At 75.3% G+C, this 21,029-nt stretch carries 18 protein-coding genes; 12 read left to right on the top strand and 6 right to left on the bottom strand.

Translation table 11 applies throughout. The features are described 5' to 3' along the window. The first annotated feature begins 315 nt into the window (after positions 1 to 315). Positions 316 to 825: a zinc metalloprotease gene (locus tag CCE01nite_RS04510; RefSeq protein WP_246056323.1), complete on the top strand. Its 510-nt coding sequence runs from the start codon at positions 316 to 318 to the stop codon at positions 823 to 825. Continuing rightward, on the top strand, positions 825 to 1,466 hold the full coding sequence (locus CCE01nite_RS04505) for a hypothetical protein (protein WP_052103417.1): 642 nt from the start codon (positions 825 to 827) through the stop codon (positions 1,464 to 1,466). Before CCE01nite_RS04510 ends, CCE01nite_RS04505 begins: the two co-directional genes overlap by 1 nt. Before the next feature lie 170 nt (positions 1,467 to 1,636). Here CCE01nite_RS04505 and CCE01nite_RS04500 read toward each other — a convergent pair whose 3' ends face one another. Together CCE01nite_RS04500 and CCE01nite_RS04495 are read right to left on the bottom strand one after the other, a co-directional pair. Then, positions 1,637 to 2,305: a hypothetical protein gene (locus tag CCE01nite_RS04500; RefSeq protein ID WP_034624768.1), complete on the bottom strand. Its 669-nt coding sequence runs from the start codon at positions 2,303 to 2,305 to the stop codon at positions 1,637 to 1,639. Then, positions 2,302 to 2,820, bottom strand: coding sequence for an RNA polymerase sigma factor (locus tag CCE01nite_RS04495; protein WP_034624767.1), 519 nt, complete (start codon positions 2,818 to 2,820; stop codon positions 2,302 to 2,304). Before CCE01nite_RS04495 ends, CCE01nite_RS04500 begins: the two co-directional genes overlap by 4 nt. A 298-nt stretch (positions 2,821 to 3,118) precedes the next feature. Here CCE01nite_RS04495 and CCE01nite_RS04490 point away from each other — a divergent pair, with 298 nt between their 5' ends. Next, the gene (locus tag CCE01nite_RS04490) at positions 3,119 to 4,330 is read left to right on the top strand and encodes a GGDEF domain-containing protein (protein WP_052103409.1); all 1,212 of its coding nucleotides are present in this window, start codon (positions 3,119 to 3,121) and stop codon (positions 4,328 to 4,330) included. Positions 4,331 to 4,352: 22 nt separating this feature from the next. On the opposite strand, the gene CCE01nite_RS04485 is transcribed toward CCE01nite_RS04490, so the two are convergent. Beyond that, on the bottom strand, positions 4,353 to 6,224 hold the full coding sequence (locus CCE01nite_RS04485) for an MDR family MFS transporter (protein ID WP_307722717.1): 1,872 nt from the start codon (positions 6,222 to 6,224) through the stop codon (positions 4,353 to 4,355). A 259-nt stretch (positions 6,225 to 6,483) separates the two neighbouring features. On the opposite strand from CCE01nite_RS04485, the gene CCE01nite_RS04480 reads away from it, so the two are divergent. Then, positions 6,484 to 8,637 (top strand): bifunctional copper resistance protein CopD/cytochrome c oxidase assembly protein, encoded by a 2,154-nt coding sequence (locus CCE01nite_RS04480; RefSeq protein ID WP_246056322.1) that lies wholly within the window; start codon positions 6,484 to 6,486, stop codon positions 8,635 to 8,637. On the opposite strand, the gene CCE01nite_RS04475 is transcribed toward CCE01nite_RS04480, so the two are convergent. Then, a complete protein-coding gene (locus CCE01nite_RS04475) occupies positions 8,600 to 9,682 on the bottom strand; it encodes a DUF4037 domain-containing protein (protein ID WP_052103404.1) in 1,083 nt (360 codons plus the stop codon). The genes CCE01nite_RS04480 and CCE01nite_RS04475 overlap by 38 nt on opposite strands. Positions 9,683 to 9,792: 110 nt before the next feature. Between CCE01nite_RS04475 and CCE01nite_RS04470 the strand changes: the two genes are divergently transcribed. Further along, a complete protein-coding gene (locus tag CCE01nite_RS04470; protein WP_034624755.1) occupies positions 9,793 to 11,991 on the top strand; it encodes a S9 family peptidase in 2,199 nt (732 codons plus the stop codon). A gap of 26 nt (positions 11,992 to 12,017) precedes the next feature. On the opposite strand, the gene CCE01nite_RS04465 is transcribed toward CCE01nite_RS04470, so the two are convergent. Next, complete coding sequence (locus CCE01nite_RS04465; RefSeq protein ID WP_052103401.1) at positions 12,018 to 13,790, bottom strand: threonine/serine exporter family protein; 1,773 nt, start codon at positions 13,788 to 13,790, stop codon at positions 12,018 to 12,020. Positions 13,791 to 14,177: 387 nt separating this feature from the next. Between CCE01nite_RS04465 and CCE01nite_RS04460 the strand changes: the two genes are divergently transcribed. The 6 genes from CCE01nite_RS04460 to CCE01nite_RS22485 all read left to right on the top strand — a co-directional run bounded on the left by CCE01nite_RS04460 (position 14,178) and on the right by CCE01nite_RS22485 (position 19,618). Then, positions 14,178 to 15,170 carry an ABC transporter substrate-binding protein gene (locus tag CCE01nite_RS04460; protein ID WP_034624754.1) on the top strand — a complete coding sequence of 331 codons (993 nt, stop codon included), beginning with the start codon at positions 14,178 to 14,180 and terminating at the stop codon, positions 15,168 to 15,170. 119 nt (positions 15,171 to 15,289) lie between these two features. After that, complete coding sequence (locus tag CCE01nite_RS04455; protein ID WP_034624753.1) at positions 15,290 to 15,520, top strand: DUF6458 family protein; 231 nt, start codon at positions 15,290 to 15,292, stop codon at positions 15,518 to 15,520. Positions 15,521 to 15,731: 211 nt separating this feature from the next. Further along, entirely contained in the window at positions 15,732 to 16,034 is a 303-nt protein-coding gene (locus CCE01nite_RS04450; protein WP_034624752.1) for a hypothetical protein, read from the top strand. A 484-nt stretch (positions 16,035 to 16,518) separates the two neighbouring features. Then, on the top strand, positions 16,519 to 18,576 hold the full coding sequence (locus CCE01nite_RS04445; protein WP_034624751.1) for a hypothetical protein: 2,058 nt from the start codon (positions 16,519 to 16,521) through the stop codon (positions 18,574 to 18,576). Between the two features lie 175 nt (positions 18,577 to 18,751). Continuing rightward, the gene (locus tag CCE01nite_RS04440) at positions 18,752 to 19,030 is read left to right on the top strand and encodes an alpha/beta fold hydrolase (protein WP_034624750.1); all 279 of its coding nucleotides are present in this window, start codon (positions 18,752 to 18,754) and stop codon (positions 19,028 to 19,030) included. A 78-nt stretch (positions 19,031 to 19,108) separates the two neighbouring features. Beyond that, entirely contained in the window at positions 19,109 to 19,618 is a 510-nt protein-coding gene (locus CCE01nite_RS22485; RefSeq protein WP_307722716.1) for a dihydrofolate reductase family protein, read from the top strand. On the opposite strand, the gene CCE01nite_RS04430 is transcribed toward CCE01nite_RS22485, so the two are convergent. After that, on the bottom strand, positions 19,528 to 20,166 hold the full coding sequence (locus CCE01nite_RS04430; RefSeq protein WP_084142426.1) for a TetR/AcrR family transcriptional regulator C-terminal domain-containing protein: 639 nt from the start codon (positions 20,164 to 20,166) through the stop codon (positions 19,528 to 19,530). The two genes, CCE01nite_RS22485 and CCE01nite_RS04430, sit on opposite strands and share 91 nt — an antisense overlap. A gap of 265 nt (positions 20,167 to 20,431) precedes the next feature. Between CCE01nite_RS04430 and CCE01nite_RS04425 the strand changes: the two genes are divergently transcribed. Next, positions 20,432 to 20,998, top strand: coding sequence for a DoxX family protein (locus tag CCE01nite_RS04425; RefSeq protein WP_246056321.1), 567 nt, complete (start codon positions 20,432 to 20,434; stop codon positions 20,996 to 20,998). The last annotated feature ends 31 nt before the right edge of the window (positions 20,999 to 21,029 follow it).

Here is a 21,029-nt window from a genome sequence, read left to right as displayed (position 1 = left end):
GGCGCGTCGCCGCCCTCGGCGGAAGGTGCGCGAGAAAAGCCGCGGGAACCCCGTCCGAGCGCGATTCGGCGAGCCGGCGCGGAGCCGCCTCGCAGGCGCGCCGGCCCGCGCCCGACGAGGGCGGTGCCGGGCCGCGGAAACGCCGCATCCTATCCACCGGAAGGGCCCGCGGTCGACCCTAGATATCGCACGAGAAATGCCGCTACGTTCGGCGCGCGGCTTCGTCAGAAGGCGCATCGGGATCAACCGCAGGGGGTTGTGATGGATACTGCTGTGCCCTCGTCGAGAAAACCGCGCCGGGTATTGCCCCGGACGGTGGCGACCCTCGGACTGGCGCTGGCCCTCGGGTCCGCGACCATGACGTCCGCGAGCGCCGACTACTACAGCGGCGGGATGCCGAGCCGTTCCTGGAACGTCAGGGCGGTCGGGATCAACGACACCTGGGTCGGATTTCTCGACACCGGTCGGAGCCACTGGAACAACAGCGGTGCGGGCACGAGCCTCGGCCGCAGCACGTCGGCCGCGTCGACGTTCACGGCGGCCCGCTACGACCAGTCGTGGTTCGGCCTCTACTCGCCGTCCGGTATTCGTGGGATCAATCGCACGTTCGCGATCAAGGTGAATGCGAGGACCCTCTCGGAGCAGTCCGGCTCCAACATGACGGCGTGGAGCATCAGCACCACGACGCACGAGCTCGGGCACGGGCTGAGCCTCGCGGACAACCCGAACACGTCGGCGTCGTCGCTCATGAAGCACAGCCGCAACCGCACGACGGTCCAGCGGCCCCAGTCGTACGACGTGAGCGAAGTCGAGAGGATCTACTGATGCGCGCACGCAGCAGGCTCGCCGCGCTCGGGGCCGCCGCCGTCCTCGCCGGGTCCCTCCTCACGGGGTGCGGCTCCGCGGGGACGACGGCCCAGGAGCAGGAGGCCGCCGTGGTCCACTACGAGGCCGACTACCCGATGTACGCGTCGGCGGCCGAGGTCGTCGGGGCGTCCGACGTGATCGTCCGGGGGACGGTGCTGTCCTCGCGGGTCGAGGAGCTCTGGCCCGAGGTCTCGACCGAGGGCGACCCGGCCGCCAACCCGCAGGCGGGGCTCGGCGCGCAGGAGGCCGCCGCGGTCCAGCCCGTGGTCGTCACGGTCTCGACGCTCCAGGTCACTGAGGTCCTCAAGGGGACGGCGACCGTCGGCAGCACGATCGAGGTCAGCCAGCTCGGCGGCCAGCTCGCCGGGCGCCGGTACGTGGACGCCGGCACGACGCTGCTGTCGAAGGCGGCCGCGTCCGAGTACGTGCTCCTGCTCGCGGACCACGGGGCCGACGCGCCGCTCGACCTCGTGAACCCGGCGCAGGGTCTGTTCCGGGTGGCCGGTGGCACGACCCTCGAGTCCGTCGGCGGACCCGAGGCGAGCCTCGGGCTCGCGAGCGTCGAGGGCCTCAAGGCGGAGGTCGCGCAGCAGCAGTGACGCCGCAGCAGCACGGACGCGACGTCGTCGCACCCTCCGGGCCCTTCCCCGCACCGCCGCGGGGGAGGGCCCGGTCGCTGTGCCCGGCGGCGCGGCGTCGCATCAGAGCCGCAGTGCCGCAGTGCCGCAGTGCCGCAGCGCCGCAGCGCCAGAGCTCCGGCGCCGTCGCGTCAGAGGCCGAGCGCCGCGGTCGTCGCGGGGCTCAGCGTCACGTCGTTGCCCGGGGCCGCCACGAGGCGACCGCCGTCCTCGACCGCGTAGTACCCCTGCACCGAGCTGACGAGATAGCCCGTGCCGTCCTCCGCGACCGAGAGGAGCAGCACGTACTCGCGCCCCTCGACGAGACCGGTCGCGGTCTCGGGCCCGCTCCCGGGCGTCGTGTACGCGACCGTCACGGTGTCCCCGGTGGCCGCGTCCCCGCGCGCGACGTGCGTGACCGCGACGTCGGCGCGCGTCTGCGGGTAGCCCGCGTCCGTGTCCTGGCTCCCGGCACCGAGCGTGCCGCGCACGACCAGGTCGGCGCTCGCCTCGAGCTCGGCGGTCGTCGCGTAGAAGGGCTCGTCGGCCGACGAGGGCGGGGCTGCGCCACCGCCGAGCAGCGCGACGGCGGCCACCCCGACGAGCACGGCCGCGACCCCGGCGACGGCGACGAGCGCGAGCCGCGGCACCCGGCGCGGGCGACCCGCAGGGGCCCCCGCACCGCGACCGTCCGCCCGGGAGGGTGCGGCGCCGGGCTCGCCGACGAGCCCGGCGAGCTCGCCCTGCGCGCGTGCGCCCAGCACGTGCGGGTCCTGCTCGGGGATCGGGTTCGCGCGCATGATCGTTCTCCTCACGCTCATCGGGCACCTCCGGTCGGGTCGTGCGCGTCCTGGAACGCCCGGCGCGCCCGGTGCAGCCGCACCCACACGCTCGACGTCGAGCAGCCGAGCACCGCGGCGACCTCGGGGGTGCTGCACTCGTCCCAGTAGCGCAGCACCAGCACGTCGCGGTGGTGCGGGGCAAGCCCGGCCAGCGTCGTGAGCACCGCGTCCCGTACCGGGTCGTCGTCGCCGTCGACGCCGCGGGGCCCGGCGGTCACGGGGTCGAGCGCGAGCGCGACCCGCTGGCGCAGGCGCAGCGTGCGCGCGGTGCCGCGGTAGTGGTTGGCGAGCACGTGGCGCGCCGTGACGAACAGCCACGGGACCGACAGCTCGGTGCCCTCGACCGCGCGCGACCACGCGATCCGGAACACCTCCGCGGTCAGGTCCTCCGCCTCGCCGCGGTCAGCGGCGCGCCGCTCGACGAAGCGCAGCACGCGCCCGTACGACTCGGTGTACAGGTCGGTGAAGCGCACGCCGACCCCGGCGTCCGTCACCGCGCTCCCGGCTTCCACGTGAGGTACATGTCCGCGTCCCCCCGGTTCCTTGCGCCGCTCCGTCACGACCTTCGGTTCGGCACCTGTCGCCGCCGTCCGGACCGCCGACGTCGTCGCCCCTGCGGTCGTCGCGCGGACCGTCCCGTGGCGCACATCATGGCGTGGGGTGCGGCTCGCGCTGCGCATGTCGGCCCCTGCTGTGATCCTGTCGTGGCCGCGGAGCACCCCCGCGGAGTGCTCACAATGCCCGCGCGGTGCCGATGAGGCCGGGAGGAGTGCGCGTCGTGGAGGAGGTCAGGTGCGTCGGGTCGTCGCCGCGGTGAGGCGCGTGCTCGTCGTGCCCGAGCCCGACCTCGTGCACCGCAGCCGCACGTCGCTCGTCGTCTCCGTCGGCACGGGGCTCGGCGTGCTCGCGCTGCTCCTCACCCCGGTCGTGACCGTGCTCCCGTACGCCGAGGCCACGGTCGTGACGCTGCTCGCCGCCTCGGCGCTCAGCTTCACCGCGGCCGCCGTCGCGCGGCGCGGCCACCTGGGCATCGCGACCGTCATCCTCATCGTGCAGCTGCTGGCCGTGCTCGTCGTGCCGTCGGTCCACGGGCGCGACGGCAGCTACTCGCCCCTGTTCATGGCGGTGTTCGTGACGATCGCCGGGGCGCTCGTGCGCGCGCGCTGGGTCCCGGTCGTGCTCGTCGCCGCGATCGTCGAGGGGGTCGTGCTCGCGCGGGCGCTCGACTGGCGGCTCACGGCCATCACGCCCGACCAGCTCGCGGTGTACTGCGTCGCCATCGCGTGCGTCACCGCGCTCACGGCCGTCGTGCAGCGCGCGGCGATGGACTCGGCGCTGACGTCCGCCGTCGACCAGAAGGTCCGCGCCGAGGAGCTCGCGCGGCACCTCGCGGACGTCAACAAGGACCTCGAGTCGCGCGTCTCGGCGCGCACCGAGGAGCTCGAGGCCGCACTGAGCCGCTCGCACGAGCTCGCCGCCCAGCTCCGGGTGCTGTCCCGCCGCGACCCGCTGACCGGGCTGAACAACCGGCGCGCGCTCGACGAGGCGATGCTGCACCTCGCGGCGACGCCCGAGCCGGCCGGGCTCGCGGTCGCGGTGCTCGACATCGACGACTTCAAGGGCGTCAACGACCGGTTCGGCCACCCCGTCGGCGACCTCGTGCTGCGCGAGGTGGCCCGCACGCTGCAGACCCTCAGCCGGTCCGACGACGTGGTCGCGCGCGTCGGCGGGGAGGAGTTCGTCGTCGCGATGCCGTCCACCTCGGCGGAGGACGCGCTCGCGCTGTGCGAGCGGATCCGCGCCGGGGCCGCCGCGCTCGACGTGGGCAGCCGCGCGCCCGGGCTCGCGGTCACCGTGAGCATCGGCGTGACGCACGTGGACCGGCCCACCGACCCCGAGGAGCTCGTGCGCGTCGCGGACCGGCTGCTCTACCTCGCGAAGGTGAGCGGCAAGAACCGCGTCGTCGCGGACGGCGAGCAGGTCCGGGCGGCCGCGCGGACCTGACGGCCCGGCGCGCACGCACGCGTCAGTGACCGTCGCCCGGCCCGTGATCCTCCGTGCGCGACGCGTCGCTGCCCGACGCGGGCAGCCCGGCCGCAGCCGCGCCCGTCGGCTCGGCGGCACCCGCCGCAGCGGCCGTCGCCGACGCCTCGGCCGCCGCCTTGTCCGCCGCGGCCTCGTCCTCGAGCCGGCCCTGGATGCCCGAGACGTTGCGCAGCGGCAGCTCGGGCAGCAGCACCGTGAGGACGACGCCGAGCACCATGACGGCGGCCGCGATGAGCAGCACGGAGCTGATCGACTCGGCGAAGCCGTCGAGGAACGGGCGGGCGAGCCGTGGGTCGAGCGCATTGATGAAGGACGAGTCGTCGAGCGAGGGCATCGCGCCGCCGCCGCCCTGCGCCATCTCGAGGACCGGGGCGTTCGCCGGGTCCGCGACGACCGCGGGGTCGGCGAGCGCCGCCTGGAAGTCGTCCGTGCCGGCGAGGCGCGCGAACGCGTCGCGGATGTTGTCGCCGACCGTGGTGAACAGGATCGACAGGAACACCGCGGTCCCGAGCGTCCCGCCGACCTGCCGGAAGAACAGCGACGAGGACGTCGCGACGCCCATGTCCTGGACCGGGACGGCGTTCTGCACGGCGAGCACGAGCGGCTGCATCGTGAAGCCGAGCCCGAGGCCGAAGACGATCGAGTCGGCGAAGACCTCGACGAGGGCGGTGTCGGGGGTCAGGCGCGAGAACATCAGGGCGCCGAGGCCCATGAGCACCGTGCCGATGACGGGGAACCACTTGTAGCGGCCGGTCCGCGACGTGAGCTGCCCGGTGATGATCGAGCCGGCCATGATCCCGAACGTGAAGGGGATGAGCGTGAGCCCGGCCTCCGTCGGCGTCATGCCCTTGGCGATCTGCAGGTAGAGCGGCAGCGTCGCGAGCCCGCCGAACATCCCGAGCCCGATGACGACGTTCGCGCCGGCCCCGACCGAGAACGTCTTGTTGCGGAACAGGTGCAGCGGCAGCAGGGCGTCCTTCTTGGCGACGACCTCCGCGACCACGAACAGCCCGAGGCCGACGAGCCCGACGGCGTAGCAGAGCAGCGCGCGCGGCGACGTCCAGCCCCACTCGCGGCCCTGCTCGGCGACGAGCAGCAGCGGCACGAGCCCGACGACGAGCATGAGCGCACCGGGCCAGTCGATCCGGTGCTGGACGCGGCGCACGGGCGGCAGGTGCAGGACGCGTGCGACGACCGCGATCGCGAGCGCGCCGAGCGGGACGTTCACGAGGAAGATCCAGCGCCAGCCGTCGAGCCCGAGGATCGAGTCGGCCCCGGCGAAGAACCCGCCGATGACGGGCCCGATGACCGAGGACGTGCCCCACACGGCGAGGAAGTACGCCTGGTAGCGGGCGCGCTCGCGCGGCGGGACGAGGTCCCCGAGGATGGTGATCGCGAGCGCCATGAGGCCGCCCGCGCCGAGACCCTGGACGCCGCGGTACACCGCGAGCTGGTACATCGAGTCGGCCGTCCCGCACAGCAGCGAGCCGACGACGAACAGGCTGATCGCGAGCAGGTAGAACGGCTTGCGCCCGTAGATGTCGGAGAGCTTGCCGTAGAGCGGCGTCGCAATCGTCGAGGTCATCAGGTAGGCCGTCGTGACCCACGCCTGGAGCGACAGCCCCTGGAGGTCGTCGCCAATCGTGCGGATCGACGTCGCGACGATCGTCTGGTCGAGGGCGCCGAGGAACATGCCGAGCATGAGGCCCGCGAGGATCGTGACGATCTCGCGGTGCGACGGGCCGGCCGTGGAGGCACCCGACGTCGGCGCGCCGGTCGCGGGCGCACCCGGCGTCGGCGGGCCGGACGTGGCGGTGGGCGGCGCGACGCGGGGCGCAGGGGTCGTGGACAACGCGGGCCTCTCGGTGGAGCGGAGGTGGGTGTCCCGGACGGTCGGCCCAGGAGGGTGCGTGGCAGGTGCCCGTGGTGTCGGCGGAGCAGCCCTCGACGCAACTAGTTGCTTCACGACACTATTCCCGACCGCCGACATCGGCCTCCGGGAGGGTGCTGGCTCCCGGTCCCCGCTGTCCAGGCGGAGCCCGGGCGCCGGAGCGGCGCACCTCACGTCCCCCGGGGCTCGCGGGCGCGCCGCCGCGGGCGATGATGGAGGGGTGACCGCGACACGCACCCCGGCGACCGTGCGCCCCGCCGCCGACGCCGCGGCGGGCGGGCGCGGCGCTGCGGTGCGGCTCGGCGGGCTCGCGCTCGCCGGTGTCGTGGCGGTGGTGCTCGGCGTGTGGTTCTCGCGGGCCGCGCTGCCGACGGTCCTGGCAGACCCGGGTGCGCTCGTCCGCTGGGGCCTGCCCGTCACCACGACGCTCACCGAGCTCGCGGGCTCGCTGACCCTGGGTGCGCTGGTCCTCGCGGTCGGCGTGCTCCCGCTCCGCTCCCGCGCCGCCGGCGACGCCCGTGCACCCCGGGCCGGCCGACCCGAGGGCCCCCCACCCGGTCCCGACGACGCGCCCGACGGGTCGCCGGCGGACAGGTCGCGCACAGCCCCCACCGCCTACGCACGGAACCTCACGCTCGCCGCCGTCGCCGCCGGCACGTGGACCGTCCTGTCGGTGCTCGGCCTCGTGCTCCGCTACGCGAGCGTGTCGGGCCGCCCGCTCGGCTCGTCGACGTTCGGCGACGAGCTCGGCGTCTACGTCACGCAGGTCGACCTCGGCCGCACCCAGCTCGGCATCGTCGTCGTCGCGGCGGTCGTCACCGCGCTCGCCCTCGTCGTGCAGACCCCCACGGGAGCCGCCTGGTGCGCCGGGCTCACGGTCGTCGCGCTGTGGCAGCAGGCCCAGGGCGGCCACGCCGCGGGCGCCACGAGCCACGAGCTCGCGACGAGCTCGATGTTCCTGCACCTCGTCGGCGCGGCCGTGTGGATCGGGGCGCTCGCCGCGCTCGCGGTGCTGGCCGGCCGGCTCGGGGACGACCTGCGCCCGAGCGTCGAGCGCTACTCCACCGTCGCCGGCTGGTGCTTCGTCCTCGTCGCCGTCTCCGGCCTGGTGAACGCCCTCATCCGGCTCGGTGGCCTCGACGGGCTCGGCACCCGGTACGGCGTGCTCGTGCTGGTCAAGGCCGCGCTGTTCGTCGTCCTCGGGCTGCTCGGCGCCGCGCACCGCCGGGCCGCGCTGCCCCGGCTCGCCGCCGACCGCCCCGGCCCCGGCGCGGGCTGGCTGTTCTGGCGCGTCGTCGCCGTCGAGATCGCCGTCATGGGTGCCGTCTCGGGAGTCGCCGTCGCGCTGTCGTCGACGGCGCCGCCGGTGCCGCAGGAGCCGCCGACGAGCCCGACACCCGCCGAGATCGTCACGGGCCACGCGCTGCCGCCCGAGCCGACGCCGCTGCGGTGGTTCACCGAGTGGCGCTGGGACCTGCTGTTCGCGGTCGCCGCCGTCGCCGGGATCGTCGTCTACGTGCGGTGGGTCCGGCGCCTGCACCGGCGCGGCGACACGTGGCCGTGGCAGCGCACGGCCCTGTGGATCAGCGGGATGGTCGTGTTCTTCTGGACCACGTCCGGCGGCCCCGCGATGTACGGGCACGTGCTGTTCAGCGCGCACATGGTCCAGCACATGGTGCTCGCGATGGTCGTCCCGCTGCTGCTCACGCTCGCGGCGCCCGTCACCCTCGCGCTCCGCGCCGTCCCCGGCCGCCCGACGACGCTGCGCGGCGACCTCTCCCGCGGCCCGCGCGAGTGGCTGCTCACGCTCGTGCACAGCCGGTTCGGGACGTTCCTGGCGCACCCGCTCGTCGCCGCGGTGAACTTCGCCGGGTCGATGGTGCTCTTCTACTACTCCGGCATCTTCGAGTGGGCGCTGCGCAACCCCGTCGGCCACGTGGCGATGGTCGTGCACTTCTCGCTCGCCGGGTACCTCTTTGCGAACGCGCTCGTCGGGATCGACCCCGGGCCGAGCCGGCCGCCGTACACGCAGCGCATCCTGCTGCTGTTCGCGACCATGGCGTTCCACGCGTTCTTCGGGGTCGCGCTCATGAGCGGCGAGGCGCTCCTCGTGGCCGACTGGTTCGGGCTGCTCGGGCGCGAGTGGGGGCCGACGGCGCTCGCCGACCAGCAGCGCGGCGGCGGCATCGCCTGGGGCATCGGCGAGCTCCCGACCCTCGTGCTCGCGATCGCCGTCATCGTCGCGTGGTCCCGCTCGGAGGAGCGGGTCGCGAAGCGCCGGGACCGCGTCGTCGACCGCGACGGCGACACCGAGATGGACGAGTACAACGCCATGCTCACGCGCCTCGCGGACCGGGACTCCCCGGGTCGCTGAGCGCCGGGCCGACGCCCGCGACGCCCGCGACGACCGCCGACCGGCGTCCGCCGTCTGCGAGGACGGCGACGTCGTCGACCCACTGCTCGACCGAGCCCACCCCGCGGGGGAGCGCGAGGACGTCCGGATCGTGGACCTCCGCGAGGAGCGCGCCCGGAACCTCGGGGTCGACGCACCGGTACGGCCGGTCGAAGAACGCGCGCGTCGCGTGGGCGGGCGACGGCAGTCCCGCCCCGCGCTGCACGTCGAGAAGGACGGCCAGGGCCTCGCAGAGCGCCTGTTCCCGGGCTCGCCAGTCGTCCGCGGCCAGTGCGGCGTTCAGCGCGGCCCACGCCGCCGACGCCCGCGGGAGGCCGCGGAACACCGAGCCGGTCCACTTGGGGTACGGCGCCCAGCGGCGCTCGAGCAGGAACCCGAGGTGCAGCGCGGACCGGACGAGGCGACCGGCGACAACGCGTGAGCCGAGGTCGTCCCCGCGCTCGGCGCACCGGCCGACGAACGGCAGCTCCTGGTCGATGCGCTGCCAGTCGCACGCGACGACGTGGCGCCACACGTCGTCGGGGTACCACGCGAGGCGGGTGCGCACCGCGTCGAGGCGACCGGCGGTGTCGACGAAGACCGGTCCGGCGGTGACCTCGAGCACCGCCTGACCGGTCAGCGTGAGCCAGTCGTGCACGTCCCAGGCCCGCGTCACGTCGACGCTCAGCCGCGCACCGGCGAAGTCGTCCGGATCGGCGACCTCGACCCGGTGCCGGACGCGGGCGTCCCAGCTCGTCGCGAACCGCGTCGGCCGGCCCCGGAACGTGTCGGGCAGGTCCGCCTCCAGCCCGTCCCGCACGGCGTCGACGTGCTCGCGCGGCACGAGCAGCGTCAGGCGCAGGCCCCAGTCGTGGTCCCGCGACATCGCGTCGTCGAGCCCGAGCACGTCGGAGCCGCCGCCCAGCCGGCCGGCGGCGAGCGGCAGGCCCGGTCGGTGGCGCTGGACCAGCGGCTCGACGACCGCGTCCCAGTACGAGCGGGCCAGGTCGAGCGCGTCGGTGTGCACCGGCCCATGCTGGCGCACCGCCGCCGCACGGGCCTCGCCAGGCACCGGGCGCAGGGCACGCCGCCCCGGTTGCCGACACCGAGCGGCGCCCGGGTGGTAGACCACTGTGGGTGACCACCGACACCACCTCCGGCGGCCCCGCGCCCGACGCGACACCCGCGCCCGACGCCCGGCCCGCACCCGCCACCCCGTTCCACGACCTCGACGCCTACGTCGCGCTCCCGCGCGTCTCGGGCCTCGCCCTCTCGCGCGACGGCTCCCGCCTCGTGACGTCGGTCGCGACGCTCGACCCGAAGAGGACCGCGTACCTGACCGCCCTGTGGGAGGTCGACCCGGAGGGCCGCGAGCCCGCGCGGCGGCTGACGCGCAGCGCCAAGGGCGAGTCCGGCGCGGCGTTCACGCCGTCCGGCGACCTGCTGTTCACGAGCGCGCGCCCCGACCCGGACCCGCAGGAGGGGGCGGACGACGAGCCGGCGCCCGCGCTGTGGCTGCTGCCCGCGCGCGGCGGCGAGGCGCGGGTCGTCGCGGCGCGGGGTGCCGGGCTCGGCGGGATCAAGGTCGCCGCCGAGGCGTCGGTCGTGCTCGTCGCGTCGGACGTCCTGCCGCGTGCGGTCGACGGCGCGGAGGACGACCGGCTGCGCAAGGCGCGCAAGGAGAAGAAGGTCGCGGCGATCCTGCACTCGACCTACCCGGTCCGGTACTGGGACCACGACCTCGGCCCGGCGACCCCGCACCTGTTCGCCGCGACGCTGCCCGCGGCGGCGACGAGCGACGTGGGCGCCGACGACGTCTCGGGCCTCGAGCACCTGCACGCGGGCGTGCCCGACGAGCGCCCCGAGCTGCGCGACCTCACGCCGGGTGCCGCGGCGGCGCTCGTCGAGCAGGGGTACGCGCTCACGCCCGACGGCCGCACGGTCGTCACCGGCTGGTCGGTGCCGCAGGCCCGCGGGGCGGTCCACAGCCGGCTCGTCGCGATCGACGTCGCGACGGGCGAGCGGCGGGTCCTCGTGGACGACGACGCCGCCGACCTGGGCTCCCCGGTCGTCTCGCCCGACGGGCGCTGGGTCGCCTACGAGCGCGAGACGATCTCGACGCCGCACCGCGCGCCCGCCGTGTCGCTCCAGGTGGTGGCGCTCGACGGCTCGGGGGAGCCGCGCACGCTCGCCGCGGACTGGGACCGCTGGCCGCACGGTGCGACGTGGCTCCCGGACTCGACCGGCCTGCTCGTGGTGGCCGACGACGACGGGCGTGCGCCGGTCTTCCACGTCGACGTCGCGTCCGGCGCGGTCACGCGCGTGACGAGCGACGACGCCGCGTTCACGGACCTCCAGGTGAGCCCCGACGGCGCGACGCTCTACGCGCTGCGGGCGTCCTACCTCGCCCCGGCGCACCCGGTGCGGGTCGACCTCGCCGCGGCGCTCGCGTCGGGCAGCCCCGTCGCGGCGACCGCGCTGCGCAGCCCGGCGGCGACCCCCGCCCTGCCCGGGACGCTCGAGGACGTCGAGGCCACCGCGGCCGACGGCGTGCGCGTCCGGTCGTGGCTCGCGCTGCCCGAGGGCGCGTCGGCCGAGAACCCCGCGCCGCTGCTGCTGTGGATCCACGGCGGCCCGCTCGGCTCGTGGAACGCGTGGTCGTGGCGCTGGAACCCGTGGCTGCTCGTCGCGCAGGGGTACGCCGTCCTGCTGCCCGACCCGGCGCTGTCCACCGGGTACGGCCAGGACTTCGTGCAGCGCGGCTGGGGCTCGTGGGGCGCGGCGCCCTACACCGACCTCATGGCGGCGACCGACGCGGCCGAGGCCCGGCCCGACGTCGACGAGACGCGCACCGCGGCGATGGGCGGCTCGTTCGGCGGCTACATGGCCAACTGGGTCGCGGGGCACACCGACCGGTTCCGGGCGGTCGTCACGCACGCGAGCCTGTGGGCGCTCGACCAGTTCGGCCCGACGACCGACGCGGCGTACTACTGGGCGCGCGAGATGACCGACGAGATGGCGCTCGAGAACTCCCCGCACCGCTTCGTCGAGCAGATCGTCACCCCGATGCTCGTGGTCCACGGCGACAAGGACTACCGGGTGCCGATCGGCGAGGGGCTGCGGCTCTGGTACGAGCTCGTCGCGCACTCGGGCCTGGCCGCGGACGAGGACGGCGTGACGCCGCACCGGTTCCTGTACTACCCCGACGAGAACCACTGGATCCTCACGCCGCAGCACGCCGTCGTCTGGTACCAGGTCGTCGAGGCGTTCCTCGCGCAGCACGTCCTCGGGCTGACCGAGGACGACGCGCCCGCGCTGCCGGAGCTGCTGGGCTGACGCGTGCGGCGACCGCGGGGGCGTGCTCAGCTGCGCGCGAGCACGCCCCCGCGGTGCCGCAGCGCCGTCCCGAGCGCGAGCCCCGCGAGCACGCCGAGCGAGATCGCGACCATCGTGGTCGCGGCCGTGACGACCGTCGTGAGCGCGCGCGTGTCGTCGCCGAGGACCGACGTGACGCCGACGAGCCCGAGCGCCCCGGGCACGAGGAGCCAGAAGCCGGGCAGGAACCCGACGAGCGTCGGCGGCCCCGTCGGGCGGGTCGAGGCGTACATCGCGACGAGCGTCATGAGCAGCGCGCCGACGAACGCGGAGAACACGCCGCCGAAGACCAGCCCGCCGACCACCTGACCGGCATAGGCGACGGTGAGCACGAGCAGGATCCAGGGCAGCGCCGAGCGCCGCGCGCTGTGGTGCAGCACGACGCCGACCCCGTAGACCGCGACCCCCAGCCACGGCCCCGCCCAGCCCAGCGGGTGGTACGGCGCAGACCCGACGTCGGACGCCGGGACCCCCACGAGCGCCGCGGCCGTCGTCACGCCGAGCGCGAGCAGCACGAGCTGCATCCCGCCCGCGGCGAGCCGGGCCGAGCCGGCGACCATCTGCCGCGTCGCGAGGTCGATCGCGGCGGTCGTGAGCAGCGCGCCGGGCAGGAAGCTCACGAGCGGTGCGACGAGCGGCGCGAGCATCCCCACGTCGGCCCCGGTGCGGGAGAGCAGGAACACCGCGACGGACACCACGAACGCGCAGCCCAGCACGAGCAGCGCCTGGTAGGCCCCCGCGACGCGCGTGCCCGCCACGAGCGCCCCGGCGATCACGGTCCCGAGCGCGGCCGCGGCGAGGACGTCGACCAGGCTCCCGCCGAGGATCATCGCGAGGCCGGCCGACACCCCCATGTACCCGAGCACCCGCAGCGGCCCGCTGTAGAGGGGCGGAGCGTCCACGGCGGCGCGCACGCGCGCCGTCCCTTCGGCGGGCGTGAGGCCGCCCCGCTCGGCGAGCTCGGCGACCTCGAGCACGTCCTGGACCTGGTGCAGCCGCAGCTGCCGCACGCCCGTGGACGACGCCGCGGTCTGCGGGTGCGCCCCGCCGGGCAGGGACACGAGCAGCGCCGTGGGCAGCGCGACGATCTCGACGTCCGCCGCGTCGTTGACCGCCGCGACCCGCTCGAGGGTCTGCGTGACCTGGGCCACCGGGACGCTCGAGTCGATCATCGCCTCGCCCAGGACCATGAGGAAGCGCACCGTCTCGGCACGACGGCCGGCGTCGTCCGCCGCGACGTGCGTGGGGACCGGGGCGACCACCGGGGTCGGGTCGGCCGCCGCGAGCGCGTCCCCGGGCGGCGCGACCGCGGGCCGGCGGCGCCTGCCGAGGATCGCGAGCGTGATCGCCGCGAGCACGACGACGAGCACGAGGACGGCGGTCACGAGGGCACCCGTCGGGATGGTGGACGCCGCGACCGCGGGCTGGTCCGTCCAGACGGGGGCGATGGACGTCGGCACGGGCACCGGGGCCTCGGCGGGCGCCTCGGTCGGGGTCGCGGTGGGCGTCGGCGACGGCACGGGGTCCGCGGGCACGGTCGTCGCGGGCCCGGTCGGGGAGGCGGACGCCGTCGGCTCCGGGGCCGGTGCCGTGGCGCCCTCGTCGGGCGTCGCGGTCGGCTCGGGGGACGGCTCGGCGGTCTGCGTGACGTCGCCGGTCGAGGGGCGCGTGGACGGTTCCGGGGTGGTGGCCGGCTCGACGGGCCCGGCAGCGGTCCCGACGGTCGTGACGCCCGGGAGGTCGGTCGGTGACGCGGTCATCGTCGCCTCTCACCGGCGTGTCGTCGGCCCGCAGCCGTGCCGAGGTGTCGTGCGGCTGCCGTGCGCATCCGCGGCTGGGAACCTAGCACCGCGTGGGCCGTCCCCCAGATGGACGACGGCCGTCCGGGTGACGGCAGGGCGGTAGCCTGCGACCCGACCGCCGCCGGTGCGGCGTGCACGCCGCCGTGCACGCACCCGCTCGGGGGTCGTGCGGCGCCACAGGTGTGCCTCAGGGGGATTCGTGCTGTCCACATCCGGCCCGTTCACGGGTCGGCAGGATCGGCGCGCACCGAGGGTGCCGCAAATGAGAGGTTACTCACTTTTGCGCGTTCTGTCACATCCGCCGGCTCGGCGTGGCACGACCCGCCCGTCCTGACAGAGGTCTCGATGCCCGTCCGTCGCCCACCCTCCACCCCCGCGCTCGCCGTCGCGCTCGCGAGCGCAGCCCTGCTCCTGTCCGCCTGCACGGCCGACGAGCCGTCCGCCAGCACCGCCGCCGTGTCCGCGCGGCCCGAGGTCGTGACCGCCGACGTCCCGATGCGGACGGTCCTGGACGACGTCGCGCGCGGCGTCACGCTCCCCGCAGAGCCGCAGCGCGTCATGGTCCTCAACGAGGAGCTGCTCGACGCGACCCTCATGCTCGGGGTCGAGCCCGTCGGCATCAGCCTCGGCCGCGACCAGCCGACCGCGGCGGCGTACCTCCAGGACCGCAAGCCCGACCTGACGTACCTCGTGAACGCGGGCCTGCCCGACGCCCCGGACGTCGGCGCCGTGCTCACCGCCGAGCCCGACCTCGTCCTCGCCGGGGACGCGACGACACCCGAGGTGCTCGCCGGCCTCGAGGCCATCGCCCCGACGTACGTGGCGCGCGTCGACGGCACCGAGTGGACCGCGACGCTCCACAGCGTCGCGGAGGCCCTGGGCCGCGAGGACCGCGCCGCGACGTGGCTCGGCGGCTACGACTGGCGGACGCAGCAGGTGCGGCAGCAGATCGCCGACGCCGGCAACGCGGGCCGGTCGGTGGCGCTCGTGCTGTGGACCGCGGAGGGGCCCGTGGTGCTCGACGAGACGTCGTTCGCGGCGCGCGTCGCGGCGTCGGTCGGGCTGACGCCCACCGGGCGGACCGGTGGCGCGCCGGGGCCCGTGGTCCCGGTGTCGGCGATCCCGGCGTCCGACCGGCTGTTCGTGTTCGTGCGCGACGCGCTCGGGGTCGACGGCGACGCGCTCGAGGCCGCGATGGCGTCGGCCGAGGTGCGCGCGCTGCCCGCCGTCGCGGCAGGGAACGTCGCCGTGGTCGACGGCTCCGCGTGGGCGACCCGGGGTGGCCCCGCCGCCGCGCACCTGGTCCTCGACGACCTCCTCGCGGCGTTCGGCGCGTGACCGCGCCACGCACGGGTGACGCCGTCTCACCCGTTCTCGCCGCGCGCGGGGGGCCGGTCCGCGCCATAGTCAGGGTCAAGACCCGGGCGGACCAGCCCGGTGCGACCGGAGGAGTGACCATGGGAATCGGTGGTGGCATCACCCTGATCGTGCTCGGCGCGATCCTCGCTTTCGCCGTCCAGGACAGCATCTCGGGGATCGACCTGACCATGATCGGGTACATCTGCCTCGGTGCGGGCATCCTCGCGCTCATCCTCACGCTCGCCCTGAACGCGCAGCGTCAGAAGACGACGAACCACACGGTCGTCGAGCGTCACGACGGCACCGCCCCGCCGCCGCCCACCTACTGAGCGGCAGACGGGCGGACCGCACCGCCTGACGAGCCGGCCCGCGCGGGGAAGCGCGAGGAGCCCGGCCCACGTACGACCACGACGGCGCGCGTCCCACCTCGACGGGTGGGACGCGCGCCGTCGTCGTGCACGCCGTGCGCCGTCGGGCTGCGGGCCCGTGGCGTGCGCCGTCGTCGTGCAAGCCTGGCCCCCGCCGCGACACTCCCAAGGTATGAGGACCTCCCCGCGACGCGCGGCACCCGCCGCCGGTCTCGCCGCGCTCGTCGGCGTCGTGACGGGGCGCGCGGGGTCGGTCGCGAGCAGCAGCGCTCCGGCCGACGTGCCGGCCGACGCCGCCACCTACCGCTGCCTCGACCTCGCCTTCCCCGCCGCCGCGCTCGCCGCGGGCCGCACCGCCGACACCCTCGACGTCGGGCGCCCGGCCCTGGAGGGGGACGAGGTGCCGGCGGTCGACGCCGCCGGCACGGTGCGCGACGTCGGGCTCGTGCCGACCCGGGACCTCACGACGCCGTAGGGCGGGGCCGCAGCGGCGCGCGCTGAAGCGCTGCGCGCCCGGACTCGCGCCGGTACGCCGTGCCGGAGCAACGTTTCACCCGGTCCGCGAGCCCTCCGTGTCCGGATTGCGTTGACATGTCCGTTCCCCTCCCACGAAACTTCAGTCACCGGTGAGAGCGCTCTCTCACCGGCCTGACGACGTCGACGCGCTTCCCGACGACACCCGCCCCCTGCTGCCCGCAGGGACGGGTACGCCGGAACGGGGTGGAGCGCCTCGCGCACGGCGCCCACGCGTCGTCGCGCCTCCGACCGCCACCACACGACCAGCCGCACGCCGACGGCCGACACGACCGACCGGCGCCGCGCATCCCGCACCTCCCGGACCGACCGACCCTCCCGCTCCCGCCCTGCGCGCCGCGGCGAGGGCCTCGGACGTGCCCCACCACCGGAACCGGCGCCACACGCCGGCCACCCGCCCGCTCCGACGAAACGGATCCACCCGGATGCACCAGAGCCAGGCGCCGCAGCCCACCGCCGGACTGCCGCCTCAGCACCACCGACCGCGCACCGCCCTCGCGACCCTGACCGGACTCGTCCTCGCGCTCGCCGCGGCGGCCCCGGCTGCGGCGGGGACGGACGCCGCCGCGCCACCGCCGAGCACGGTCGTCGGGACCTACGAGATCCGCCAGGTCGACCCGCTCGTGGACCCGGCCGACCGGCCGGCACCCGGCGCACGCGCCGCGACCCCGCACGCCGCGCACGCCGCGGCGCTGCCCGAGGACGCGACCCAGGAGTTCGTGCGCCTGGCCGACGGCGACCGCGTGCGCGTCGAGGCCGACCCGGCGCTGCTCGACGACGTCGTCCCCGGCCAGCGCGTCGCGGTCACCGGGACCGTGACGGCGGCGCCGCCGGACGCGACGGAGGACTCGCCGACGATCGACGCCACCGCCGTGCGGGAGCTGACCGCCGCCGCTGCGCCGCTCATGTCGGAGGAGGACACCGTGGCCGTCGTCCTGCTGCGCCTCGGGGACGCGGGGCCCGCGCCGATGTCCGTCGACGAGGTCCGCGACCTCGTCTTCACCGGCCCCGGCTCCGTCGCGAGCTTCTTCCGCGAGAGCTCGTGGGGCCAGCTCGAGCTGCGCGGGCGCGACCGGACCGACGGCGACGTCTACGACTACCTGACCGTTCCCGCCGACACCCCGTGCGCCGCGGAGGAGCAGGCCGGGTTCGCCGCCGCGCAGGCCGCCGGCCTCGACCTGACCGGGTACGACCGCGTCGCGTTCCTGCTCGACTCCGCGGACCGCGCCTGCTGGTTCGGCGGCTGGGCGTACATCGGCGGCCAGGTGTCGGTGAACCTGATCACCGGCCCCGACGCCACGCGCGCCGTCCTCCAGCACGAGCTCGGGCACAACCTCGGCCTCGGGCACGCGTCCGCGCTCGAGTGCACCACTCCGGCCGGCCTCGCGAGCGCGATCGAGGAGGACGGCGGCTCGTGCTGGGTCGAGGAGTACGGGGACCCGTACGACACGATGGGCAACGCCTTCAACCAGATGGAGTTCTCGGCCCACCACAAGGCCTGGCTCGGCTGGATCCCCGCGGCGAACGTGACGACCGTGACCGCGTCGGGCACGTACACGCTCGCACCGTCCGAGGTGCAGACCGACCAGCCGCAGCTCCTGCGCATCCCGCTCGCGTCGGGCCTGTCCTACGACGTCGACGTCCGGCGCCCGCACGGGCTCTGGGACGCGAAGGTCGCGGACTACCCGGCGCTCATGGACGGGGTGACGATCCGCCGCGGCGACAGCTGGGGAGCCTCGCTCCTCGACACGACGCCCGGCGGCGAGGTCGACGACGCACCGCTGCGCACCGGCCAGACGTTCACCGACCGCGCGTCGGGCGTCCGGATCCGCACCGAGCAGTCCGGGCCCGAGGGGGCGGTCGTGCACGTCGAGCTGGGCGCGCGGACGCAGACCCCGCACCTGATCGGCACCCACAACGCCTGGACGTCGGCGCCGATGACCGAGGTCCCCGGCGCACCCGGCACCTGGACCGCGCAGGCGCAGTTCGGCGAGGAGCCGGACAGGCGCTTCCGGATCCTGGTCCTGCCGGACGGCGGGGTCTACGGCGACGCCGAGCCGGACGGCGTCGCCGACGCGGGCGGGGCGGACATCCAGGTGCCCGGGGCCGGCACGTACACGGTGACGTTCGACCTCGCGTCGCTCCGGTACACCGTGGTCCGGGACGGGGGCGGCGGTGGTGGTGGCTTCGTCAGCACGTACCCCGCGATGACGCTCCGGGGGATCAGCACCGGGTGGGCAGCGGTCCCGATGGAGCTCGTCGCCGACCACACGTGGCGGGTCACCACCGCGTTCGGCGCGCACCCGGTGGAGGACTTCCTCTTCGACGTGGACGGCACCGGGGCGACCGTCTTCGGCGACGCCGGGAACGACGGTGTCGCCGAGCCGGGGGCGCCGAACGCCCTGATGACGCAGGGCCCCGCGCTCTACCAGGTGACGTTCCGGGACGACACGCTGGCCTACGGCGTGGTCCGGGAGTGGTGAGGCGGTCGCGCTGACCGCTCGGGCGCCCGGGGAGCCGCTCGTCGGCTCCCCGGTGCGCCGGCCCTGGGTGGAGGACGGCGCACCGGCTGACCCCCTCGTCCGCTTCGGAGACCCCTGGCCCCTTCCGACGGCGCGTGGGTGACACCGCCTTGAAAGCCTCTCGTAGGGTCTGACCATGCCGGTTCTCGTCCGAGACGGACTGCGCCTGGCCTACGAGATCACAGGCGGTGGTGCGCCCCTCCTGCTACCCCTGTGCAACTTCCGGTGGACAGACGCCGTCGTCGAGCGGCTCGCTCGCTCCTTCACCGTCGTCATCGCGTCACCGCGCGGCTTCGCCGGCAGCGACAGGCTCAGCCTCGCGCGCGCGAGCGGCGGCTCGGTGGCGGCACGCCTTGACAACGTCCTGCCTGGGCGGGACGCCGCGCTGCGGCCCGGCGGCCCGGCGCCGCGGTGAGCGCGCGGCTGCCGTGGTCAGACATCGAGCCTGTGCTCGCCGCGCCCGCGCAGTGGTCGGCGCGGGTCGATCACACGGGTGGTGGAATCCCGTTCGTCGGGGACGGCGGCCCCGGCGTGTGAGGCGCGCCGTGCCGGCCCTGGTCCGGGACAGAGCCGAGGCGCGCATGTACTCGAACGATCGGTCAGTGCGCCCCGGGGAGAGCCTCCCCGAACCGACTCCGCGGGCGACGTGACCATCGAAGGTCCGACCCTGGCGGCCCATGCCCTGCGGGCGGGGCTCGTGGACGGGGTGCACCGGGTCGTGGTGCCCGTCCTCGTCGGGGGCGGGACCCCGCTGTATCCCGCCGGAGTGCACCTGGACCTCGAGCTCGTCGACGAGCGGCGCTTCGACCGCGGGTTCGTGCTGCTCCGCTGCACCGCGCGCCGAGCCGACGGCGCTGCTCCGTCATCGCCCGCGCCCGACGTGTGCCTCCGGCGACCGGAGGGCACGGGACCCTACGACGGGTGCGTCCCACCAGCGGGCGCAGGGTGCAGGCCGGTGAGGAGCAGGTCGAGTGCTTGGTCGAGCTCGACGGCGCCGTCGTAGCCGGCGAGCAGGTCAGGGGCGACGCTGCGGAGCCGGGGGAACTCCCGGGGCGGGAGCCGGTGCAGCCCCAGGCGCAGGAGCGCGTCGGTCTCCTCGGGATCGACGACGACCTCCTGCAGCTCGTTCAGGACGTGACCGTAGAGCAGGCCGAAGAACGTGCGGTAGACGTGCAGCGCGCGGGCAGGGGCGAAGCCGGCCGAGATCAGCAGGTCGAGGACCTGTTCGAGCGGGCGCAGGGTGCCGGGCGGTCGGAGGCCGAGCGGTGTGGCCAGCGGCCGGGTCGCGAGCAGCGGCACGACGTTCGGGTGGGCCAGGGCCAGGGCGCGGAAGTCGTGCGCGGCACGGCGCAGCGGCTCGCGCCAGTCCGCCCCGCTGGTCGCGATCACGAGCTGTCCCATCACGAGCTCGGCGATGCCGTCGAGCAGCGCGGCGCGGTTGGCGGCGTACCGGTACAGGGCCATCGGGTCCCGGTCGAGCTCCTGCCCCAGGCGGCGCATCGTGAGCGCGTCCACGCCCTCGGTGTCGACGACGTGGAGCGCGGCGCTCATGACCCGTTCCGTGGTCAACCGCGACCTCCGGGGGCGAGCACTGCCGACGACGCCGGCGGGAACCGGGCCGTCTGCTGCGGTCCCGCCCTCGGCGCTGTCGGGGCGTGCAGCCCGTGCGGCGCGCGTCGACACCGGGGCATCACTCCTCTATCGCTCCCTGCAATCTACGAGTAAAGTCTACAACGTAGACATGCGAGTGGGCGACCCCCACGCCCGGTACCCGGGCGCGGCTCGTAGGTACCAGGGCCAACCGCAGGAGACGCTCATGTCGACCCGAGCCGCATCACCCCTCATCCCGGTCACGCACCCGTCCTCGCCCGCCCCGACGGTGTTCCAGGAGCAGATCGTCACCCGGCGCAGCGTGCGCCAGATCCTGGCGGTCGCCCGCCTGGTGATCGGCTTCACGTTCCTGTGGGCGTTCGTCGACAAGCTGTTCGGTCTCGGGTTCGCCACACCGGTCGAGCGTGCCTGGGTCAACGGCGGCACACCGGCGCAGGGCTTCATCGGCGGGATCGAGGGCCCGTTCGCGGGCGTGTTCGCCGTGTTCGCCAACCCGTTCGGTGACGCGCTGTTCATGGCGGGTCTGCTCGGGATCGGCATCGCCGTGATGGCCGGCGCCGGCCTGCGGATCGCGGCGGTCACCGGGACGCTGCTGATGGCGTTCATGTACCTGGCCGAGCTGCCCGCCGCCCTCGGCGGCACCAACCCGATCGTGGACTCGCACTGGCACGAGGCCCTGCTCCTGATCATCGCCGCGGCCACGCTGTCCGGGGACACCTGGGGCGTCGGGCGGACCTGGGGCCGCATCGTCGGCAACAGCTGGCTCCGCTGACCGCGCAGCGGTCCGCCCGTCCACCCCGACG

Origin of the sequence: Cellulomonas cellasea (assembly GCF_006538745.1) — a bacterium.
Taxonomy (GTDB): Bacteria; Actinomycetota; Actinomycetes; order Actinomycetales; family Cellulomonadaceae; genus Cellulomonas_A; species Cellulomonas_A cellasea.
Note: the sequence above shows the minus strand (reverse complement) of the source record. Positions and strands in the feature narration are given on the sequence as shown.